Origin of the sequence: Pseudogracilibacillus amylolyticus (SeqCode), from assembly GCF_051918545.1 — a bacterium.
Lineage (GTDB): Bacteria > Bacillota > Bacilli > Bacillales > Amphibacillaceae > Pseudogracilibacillus.
This window is the reverse complement of sequence record NZ_JBPPZG010000141.1, coordinates 1-9,943: the sequence shown is the minus strand read 5'-3', so window position 1 is coordinate 9,943 and position 9,943 is coordinate 1. Positions and strand designations below refer to the sequence as shown.

General features: G+C 35.3%; 4 protein-coding genes and 2 pseudogenes. All 6 read right to left on the bottom strand.

Features of this window, described 5'->3' with window-relative positions; translation table 11 throughout:
• Positions 1-166 precede the first annotated feature (166 nt).
• Positions 167-452 (bottom strand): annotated as a pseudogene (locus ACPYKA_RS14565) (DUF3427 domain-containing protein); the annotation flags it as partial.
• A 110-nt stretch (positions 453-562) separates the two neighbouring features.
• A complete protein-coding gene (locus tag ACPYKA_RS14560) occupies positions 563-2,158 on the bottom strand; it encodes an SIR2 family protein (protein WP_340452972.1) in 1,596 nt (531 codons plus the stop codon).
• A gap of 238 nt (positions 2,159-2,396) precedes the next feature.
• Positions 2,397-5,486 (bottom strand): type I restriction endonuclease subunit R, EcoR124 family, encoded by a 3,090-nt coding sequence (locus ACPYKA_RS14555; protein ID WP_340452974.1) that lies wholly within the window; start codon positions 5,484-5,486, stop codon positions 2,397-2,399.
• Between the two features lie 15 nt (positions 5,487-5,501).
• Positions 5,502-6,728: a restriction endonuclease subunit S gene (locus tag ACPYKA_RS14550; RefSeq protein ID WP_340452976.1), complete on the bottom strand. Its 1,227-nt coding sequence runs from the start codon at positions 6,726-6,728 to the stop codon at positions 5,502-5,504.
• Entirely contained in the window at positions 6,725-9,286 is a 2,562-nt protein-coding gene (locus ACPYKA_RS14545) for a type I restriction-modification system subunit M (RefSeq protein WP_340452978.1), read from the bottom strand. Before ACPYKA_RS14545 ends, ACPYKA_RS14550 begins: the two co-directional genes overlap by 4 nt.
• A gap of 110 nt (positions 9,287-9,396) precedes the next feature.
• Positions 9,397-9,943 (bottom strand): annotated as a pseudogene (locus tag ACPYKA_RS14540) (DUF4145 domain-containing protein); the annotation flags it as partial.

Here is a 9,943-nt window from a genome sequence, read left to right as displayed (position 1 = left end):
GTTTATCCGTTGGTGTTTCCTTTTTGTATAACGGAAATGAAGAAATGCAGCCAGTAGAACTAAACCGATAATTAACTCTAAAACTAACATCTTGTGTCACTCCCTAAACTATCATGTTAGTAATATTTATTAACATGATTGATAGGAAGTATACGGGGCATATTAATTAAATAATACTCTTATTCGCAACAGGCACCAACGCTGGAAGCATCTCATGTTTCAGGTTCCATAAAACTAATTGGTTTTTCTCCAGAATGACTTACATATTCACATGTACCAAGAAATGTAAATGGTGCAGTATAACCATATTATTTTTTATATTCCCTTACAAACAAGGCTATTTGATGTCCTTGCTTTTGATGATGTATATACCGCTCAGCTGTAGGACTTTCTTCTTTTAACGTACTTTGTGATTGCCAGTGAAACAACTTCTCATTGATTGCATAATCCTCAAGAGTTTCTATTGACAATAAGAATATAATCCTTTATTATGAGTATAGATAATAAAGAAATAGAATAACTCAAAGGAATTCCCACTGTAAAGTGTGAACACTCCTTTGGGTTATTTTTTATACTTTAACAAGTCATACATCGATATTAGTCGATTATAATAACTTTTATTATGTCCATCAAAAGAATCATACTTCGGCAATTCTTCAACTAAAAAATCCTTTATTTCTTTCAAATTCATATTATCTAAATTTTTAAAAATCCACAAGTATTTTCTTCTGCGGCTTGAGGTATAACTATCTGGGATATCTTTTAATGTATTCCCCTCTGGTACATTTCGCAATTCTTTTAATAGTGATTTATTAAGATAGTTACTTAATGTTTGCTTCTCTTCAAGGTAAGCTGTAACCAATTGACAATCATCAATTACAGTTTTACTAACACTCGTGCTGTACTTATAAATTGGAATATTTTGTTTTATTTTCAAATAATGCTGCTCATAGGTTCCTTTCAATAATCGTATCGCATCTAAGTTTTTATTATCTAATAATATATCTTCAAATATTTCAATTTTAGGTTTTACTCCATAGCCATATTCATTAATTTTGTTAATATTTCCTACCGCAATAGCCATCTTGTCAATACCTTGATTTGTTAATTGATTAAGGTCTTCCATCATAATAGTAATAATGGGTTCTTTTATTTGAACAGTTTCTGATGACTCGATTACAATATCTTTCACAATTCGCTTGACTTGTTTAATTGCACTAATGTTCATTGCCGGCATTAGGTTTGATAATTGCTTATATAGCTCTAAATAGTTATCTGTGCTTATAACTGTTACAGGGAAAGTGACTTGGGCTCCATCATATGATTTAGCAGGAAACATGTATTGTTGTTCAATTAACTCTACCTCTCCCTGCTTATAATCAACGATGAAAAAGTGACTTTTCAATTGTTTTATTTGCTTTTCTGTTAAACAACTTACAAGGTTCGTTAATGTATCTTGTACATTTGGATCCTCTATTGAATAACCTAGAAATACCACAGGGTTTTCACTTATTAATGTTAACAATTTCGCGCTAAAGAGTTTAGCATTATCCTTATAATGGTCATAGTCACGACTGGTAATGATTATATGTTCAGGATTAGTCGCACAACCATGAAGTTTGTACATTTCATCTATTTCCACCGACAACGAATTAAACAATTGATGCTGGCCTATGAAAATACTTTCATCTTTAAATTCAAGTATATCCTCAATAAGTTGATCATAATTTGTTGTAATAATGGAATGCATTTTTCCTCTTAGTTTTTTAAACCAATCAACCTCATCTTGCATTTCATCTATTATTTTATAGTTCTCAAATATTGAGGCTACGCATAATTTGAATGGTGATATTTCATCTTTTAACCATTCGGGATGCCTATCTATTAGGTCACTATTAAAATAATAATTATTAAATAATTTTTCCATTTCTGTAGCAATGAGCGCATTTAATTCACCAACTGGTATATCACGATTGTCAGAAGTGTTTCTTATTCTTGATTTTAGTCTAGAATAGTCGTTATCCGTTTTACCCATATAACTATATATTTGTTTTAACAGACCTTCCCAATCTGGAGAATCAATATATCTTTTACTAAGACCAGACCCTATGAACAATATTGGTAGTTTATGACCATTTATGAGGTGAACAAAACTCATTCTTAGCAGCTCCTTTTCCTAGAATTCAATAGCGAAATTGTTTCTTCGCTATTGAATATGGAAAGTTAGAATGGGAAGGCGGGCATGAGAGCATAATATACGTGGATCAACATCCCTTGATGCTTGATGCTTGGCGCTTAGCTCGTAAATCATGCCCACAGAGAATCCATATCAAATCAACTTTAATTCCATCTTCTAACTTTACTCCAAACATTAAATAGCGAAGATGCTTTATACTCTACCTAAACTTCCTCTTCAACTTCGGCACAATCTCCGGCAACGCCTTCATTAGTTCCATATTATGCTCTAATTGATTGCTTGTCTGCGGATGCTTAATAGAATTGTAGTCTACGGTTCTTGTGATGTCATCAATATAAGGGATTTCTTTTGGGTTAGCGGTTGAATAGGATTCTACCGACTTTTCAAATATAACTTCATCGATGCCCCACGTTTGGGAAATCTGATAAATTTCTGTGCGTAATTTACTTTGCTTCCATTCCTCATATGCCGCGTCAAAGTTCACATCACTCGATACATTCCCTGGCTCTAGTTCCTCTTCAACAAATTGCTTGAGTAGCTCGGCTTGTTCAAAGTCACCCATATTACTTAATTCTTCAATATGTTGATAAACAATCCGTAATGTTTCTGCGTCAACTGTTTGTTTTCCATCTGTTGAAATAGCTTTATCCCCGATTAATTGGATAATATAGTGAGCATCGATTTTTTGTGTACCAGCTAGCTTTGCTTCACCTAAAGGTAATACTGGTAAATCTTCTGGATCATCATCCTCGTTATCATCTCTTGTTACGTTACGATATGCACCGACATAACGCATCCATTCATGCTCCGTTATACCGAACACGTCGTCTACCCAAGTAAATTCATAATATTGTTGAATCGTATTTAACTGACCGTTTGCCTTTTTAAAAGCTTTTACAAAAATTTCTTTCGCCTCTTCATCTTTTTCTAAGGCTTGCCATGCGGTAGGATCTTGTAAAATCTGCATCACTTCTTGTGAATACTTTACAAATTCATCGACCGCTACAGGGTATGGCTCTACAATTGCTTTACTACTCTTTCCGCCACTACCATATAAAATTAATGCATCATTTACGGTTTCTTCCGTTATTCTTGGATACTGGAAATTGACAATCGAACCAAATTCCTTTTCTTTTCCATAAATACGATTTGTGCGTGAATATGCTTGAATTAATCCCTGTAATGCTAGTGTTCGGTCTACATATAACGTGTTAATAAATTTAGAGTCATAACCTGTCAGTAGCTGATCTGCTACAATTACGAGGTCAATATTTTTCGGATTCCGACCACTTCCACCGCGTGTTGCTCGTTCGACGACATCTTCATAATACGCATCTTCGCCTCGTCGTTTATCACCGTAAGCATATTCAATTCCAGTGAAAACGGCATAGTCTTTAAACATCGTCTGAATTAGTTCTGGGTCGGTAGGTTTTGTATCTGCATCTGTTCCAAAACTAAAGGTCATTGCTATGTTAATCGCAATATCATCTCGCTCGGCTAATTGCTTTTTAAATTCTTCATAGTAAGCTATTACGCGATGTTTAAATGCAACTGTTAAAATGGCATTGAAAAACTTATGCTGTGATTGGTCTTCCCAGTTGTTTAATATTTCCTCAACTACTCGCGGAATATGTGTCTCATCATGATAAAACAGCAATTTACGCTTTTTTGCTTCCTTTTCCACTTCTAACTCAGAAAGCTCATACACAAGGCGTTCAAGTTTTCTTCTTGGTACGTCTGGTTGTTCAGCTAATTTATCGTCAACAATTTGATCACGTAATCTATCATAACTTTCAAATTCTCCGGTATTTATATAGTCCACATGGAAGCCTAAGACGTTTTTATCTGCAATCGCTTCATCTATCGTATATTTATGTAATTCTGGTCCGAAAAGTTTTTCGGTTGTATTGATGAGCTCACTCTTTTCATTAATCATTCCTGTAATTTGGTTCTCGTCAAATAAAGGTGTTCCTGTAAACCCATAGAACAGTCCATTTTTCCGGAAGTAATTTTTAATGGTTACCATCATCTCACCCATTGTCGTTCGGTGGGCTTCATCAATAATAAAGACTAATTTTTTATTTGCTAAACTTTCAACACCCGCTTCAACTAAATCTTTCACGAGATTATTTAATTTAAATGTAGTAGTGACTACGATACCTGTGCTAGTAGATGATAAAAGTCTACGTAACTGATAGGTATGTGCTGTATCATCGACGGTTACCGATTCGTATTTTGCATACGCTTTGAAGTTATCACTCGTCCTCCTGTCGAGTTCCTTGCGATCTACTAAGAAGACAACTTTATCAAATCCTGCTCTAGTTGATAAAAATAAAGCTGTCTTAAAGCTCGTGATCGTTTTACCAGAACCTGTTGTATGCCAAACAAACCCACCATGAGGAACTTTATCATCATTATCCCACCCTAGTGCAGCACCTTCGATAGCTTGCAGAGCATGTACTTGATAAGGGCGTAGTAACATGTGTTTACGATTTTCCTCTTCTTTTGCTTCATCAATGACTAAATAATCACCAACCATTTGGTGTGCCATCGGAATCATTAAGAAGTGACTAATCACATCTTCCCAATGATTAATGGGTTGATTATATTTGTTTGCCCAATGAAAAACAAAACTTGGATTAAATGCCTGAATGGACTTCGGTGTTGCAAAGTAACGAGTAGCTACTTCCGATGTCATCACCATCATTTGGGAAAAGACAAAAAAATTGTTCACATATTCACCATCTGCATAATAACGTTTAAACTGATTAAATGCTTCTTCTAAAGATTTATCTGTACGCTTTTGTTCAATATTAATGAGTGGTAGACCATTAATGAGTAAAACAATATCAAAACGATTTCCGTTCGGTGTTTCTACTTCTCTAGCGATATTATAACTCGAATCTCCACCACGTACTTGTGCTTTTTTAAAGATTGTCAATGTAATTTGTTCGCGTGTAACGTCTGGTTGAGAATCCCGGTAAATACCATCAATTTTCCCAGTCGATTGCTCCATTGCTAAAATTTTTGCCGCTTCATAACTGTTATCAATTTGCGATACTTTTGCCATCACTTGAGCAAATTCATTATCTGTTAAAGGAACACTTTCCAAGACATCCGCATTCATTCGATTTAGTTCCTTGCGCCAATGATCAACTAAATCTTGTACGGTTACTTTTTGTTTATTTCCATCAAGAAAATCTGGCGCCATCCATTTATATTGTTGTAATTTAGCAACGAACTTATCTTGAAAAGTTTTCTCTGCAGCATTCTTTCTGCCATTACTCATGTATGTACCTCCTTCCTACACGAACATTTCTTCTAAATAGGCTTCTTTCATTTTCTTTAGTTTTTGTAGTTTTTTTTCTTCGGTAGCGATTTGATCATCTAAGTTTTTGAAAAACAACGATAACATTTCTAGCTCTTTTATATTATTAGGAATAAGTATTTCTATGTTTGACATTACATTATTCATAAGCTTTGGATTTCCAACCTTAGAAACATGTTTCCATGCCTCTAAGTCAAGTATTTCAGCGACAGCTTTACAAGCGTACCCTTCATTAGAAATAAGGACTCCATTAACGTTTGTGCTATAGAATTTACCTTCTCTGTAATTAACTGTACCCGCATTAGCTCCATCAGTAGTCCAAGTAATAGCTGTGTCAAATAAATAAGCAGAATAATAACCTAATAGACCATCATTTTGGGTTTGTGAGGAATATACCGGATAATGTGAATTCTTACTCTGTTTTTTTTCAATTTTTGTAGTTGATAGTACATTACCTCTTGTCACTTGAAATATATCCCCTACTTTTCGTCTTAACCATTCACTTTGAAATCCTTTAAACCTTCTTTTCGGTACAGTTTCGCCTTCTTGTGAGAACATTTCGGTTAAATAGGCAGACTTTAATGCTTTTACTTTAGCAATCTTCCGTTCTTGATTTGCAATTCTTTCATCTAAAATCTTAAAAAATTTACCGATTTTTTGTTGCTCACCAAATTCAGGTACATAAGAACCTAAATTTCCTAATGTTACCAGACCAATACGTTTTCTTGTTGTCCCTGTTGAATTCTCTAATGCTTTATTTCTAAAATTATCATGATTTATCAAAGTTAAAATGAAGTAATTGTTAAATTTACTTTTATCAACCTTTAATCTAATGCCATCAGATGCCATTAAATATTTACTTTCATCATTAGGGATTATAGCTGCTCTTGCCAAAGGTTCTGCCATTTTGGCAATAATAATATCATCAGGAAAAATTAAATTAGATGAAAGCGATTCAGCCTTTTCCTTCGAGGTATATATTTTATAACTATTTGAAAAAAAACCATCACCAATATTTTGGAGTTGGATGATCCGTATACCAGTTTCAGTATAATCTATTGATTTTAGATCAGAACCAAAAGGTCCCCCTGTATATGAATATCTATCCGATTCTTCCCTAAAATCCTTCAGTCTTAGTTCAAACCAGTTTTTATAATATCCCTTAAACCTTCTCTTCGGCACTAATCTCTTCTCTTCCATCATTCCGTCACCACCAATTCTGAAAGCATTGCTTCAAATTGTTCCTCCAGTGATTTACTTTCTTCTTCAATCGTTTTTAAAGTATCCGCATATCTTTCTTTTAACTCTTTCAATATATCCAGTTCATTTTTAAGTGGTACTTCTACAAGCTTTGTAATGTCGTCGATTAAATTACCAAACCATTTTTTATACATAAGCTGATTGATTTCTTCATTTGTTAAGTTCTCTATTCTTTCTTCCACTTGTTCGGTTAATACTTTTTCTTTTTCTTTAATTGCTTTGTTTAAAGATGATTTTTCATCTAATCGTTTTCTAACCTTTTCTAATAAAGCAGCTTCACTGGTGTCTTTCGCAACCTTTTTTAATTCTGCTTTTACTGCTGATAAAGTAAAGTCGTCTTCTCTAGCATTTAATGTGTCACCTAATGCTTCTGCTTCTTCACTTTCTTCCACTTTTGCCGCTTCAACGAGCTCATTTATTTCATCATGAATAGCTGCTAATGTCTCTTTTTTTGTTTCTACATCACGTAATGCTTCTGTATAGAGTTCCTTTAATATAAGTTCATTTGGAACAATTGCTCCTACCCAACCATCTTGCTCCGTTCGCTTCGTTTTACCGGAACCTTTTGTAACCATATTCGCTTCACGTGTTCGAGCAACCGTGTAAAAGTCGCTTATTGCAATTTTCTCTGCATCTCCTGCAAGTGTGTTTTCCCATAACTCTGCAATAATCTGATAACCATCATACGTACTAACGTGAGGAACTTGTTTTAATAACAGTTTAATTTCCGTTAACATTTCATCTTTTAACTGGTCAATAGCATTCACGTCAGGCACTGTTTTTAACTTTTCCCAATAGGTATCCATATAGGCTTTTGTTGCTTCTGTTAGTGATTTGATTTGTTTTTGTACGTTTTTATGAGTTAACACTTCTTCTGTTAAGTCTTTAACTGATTTTGTTAATTCTACGTAACCTGGACGTACTTCCGTAAATGCATTGTATAATACATCTTTCGTCATCTCGTTGAGCACTGCTAGATTATTAATTTGGCTTAGCGGGATGCCACCATATAAATGTGCGTCCACATCATGGGCAATATCTTCTTCTACCGTTTCAATATAACGTGGGATATTTAAATTATATTCATTTTCTTTGATGTCTTTTTTCGTTGCTTTATAACTATATCCCGCCTCACTTGTTCGTTCGATATATGTATCAACAATTTTAGCGATATCCTTCTCTTGTAATACATTTTGCTTTCCTTCTTTTACAAAGGATTTAGACGCATCAATCATAAGTACAGGATCATTTAGCGCTCGGTTCTTTTTCAGAATCATCACGATTACAGGAATCCCTGTATTTGTAAACAATTTGTCTGGCAACCCAATGATGGTATCAATATAGTTTTTATCTAATAATCGTTTACGAATTTCTCCTTCTGCACCACCACGAAATAAGACACCATGCGGAAGTACAATTGCCATCGTACCTTCTTGACCTAAGTGGAATAAACCGTGTAGTAAAAATGCATAATCTCCTTTAGAATCTGGTGGCAAAACCCCAGCAACTTCAAAACGTGGGTCTGTTACTTTTAAATCTTCCTGATTCCAATTTTTAACAGAGTATGGCGGGTTCATCACGACTGCATCAAACTGAACCCCTTCATTGGGGCGTTCTGGATCTTCAGGCCAATCGTGCCCTAAGGTATCGCCATTTTTAACGGTCATTTTCTCCGGCCTGACATCGTGTAATAATAAATTCATTCGAGTTAAGTTATAGGTAGCCGTATTTTTTTCTTGCCCGTAGTAATGAAGGTCTTTGCGGTTATCTTCTGTTAAATATCGGCTAACCGTTAACAGTAATGATCCTGAACCAACAGTAGGGTCATAGATGGAGTTTACTTTCGTCGTTTTGGCAACAATTTGTGCCATGACTTCACTGACTTGACGTGGTGTATAGAACTCTCCAGCTTTCTTTCCCGATTCCATCGCAAACTGACCGATTAAATATTCGTAAGCATCGCCTAATACATCCCCTTTTTGCAGGGCAACCATATTTAAGTCAGCGAATAGTTCAATTAGCTTACGAATGTTTTTACTTCGAGCGTTCAAGTTACTTCCTAATGCCGTGTCTGTTAAATCAATCGTTGAACTAGAAAAAAGTCCTTTAAAATCATCAATATCTCCAGTCGTCGCAACCGTCCGTTCGAAACTTTGTAAGCTCTCTGTTACTTTCTCTAATTCAAATGCGCCTTCCCGAATATCTTTTAACCACGTCTGATATAAGTATTTCGGTAAAACATAATATCCAAGGACATTCTGAATCATATGAATGAGATTGTCCCCGTAACTTTCATAAGCCTCTTCATAAGCTTGAACAACCTCTTCTTCGTTTCCTTTCACACCACTTGTTGTCATAAACGTTTCAAGTGTTTTATCACTAAGGAATTTATAGAACATGAGCCCTAGCATATAATCTTTATATCGACTAGCATCCATTGATCCTCTAAGGTCATTGGCACCGTCCCACAGTCTTCTTTTAATATCATCTGATGTAATCATTACGTTTCCTCCATGTTTGTAAACACATTCTTGATGTTGTCTTTTGGGATTAAACCTTCACACCTAAAATACTATTACTATTACTCTAACTGCACATTAAGGATTAAAATTCAAACAAAAACTTTCACCAAATCCCCCTGTATCTCCTCAAGCTGCCCAAAAAAGCTCTCCACCCTACTCTTCCCAACTCTCCGATACTTCCCAAGAATCAGCAACTCCTTCGGCAAATCCCGAACCTTATCAATCCCATCCTGATTCAACTGCTCAATCAACCCAGGCATACCAGTAAAATTCTCTACACTGATATCCACATTACCCAAGTCCTCCGTCACCACAATTTCACTAGACTTATAGAATAAGAACAACTCTCCTGGACGGCTGTTCATCAGCTTTTTCCTTCTAATTTCTTCCGCAACAAATTCCTTCAACTCTTTAAAGAATGTTTCGGAATGAGATTCGGTATAGCGCGTTACCCTTAAATGGAAACCTTCCAATGAATTCGGCAGTTCACTCATTATTCTAGCTTGTTGCTCTCCACCTAGACGAACCAAAAAACGCTCCGACTCTTCAAAACGCTGGGGAAGTAGAAATGCATCACGCAAAAAGTAGGGGATATCGATGGAGTCATCTCCATAGTGAATCGTACGCACAGGAATA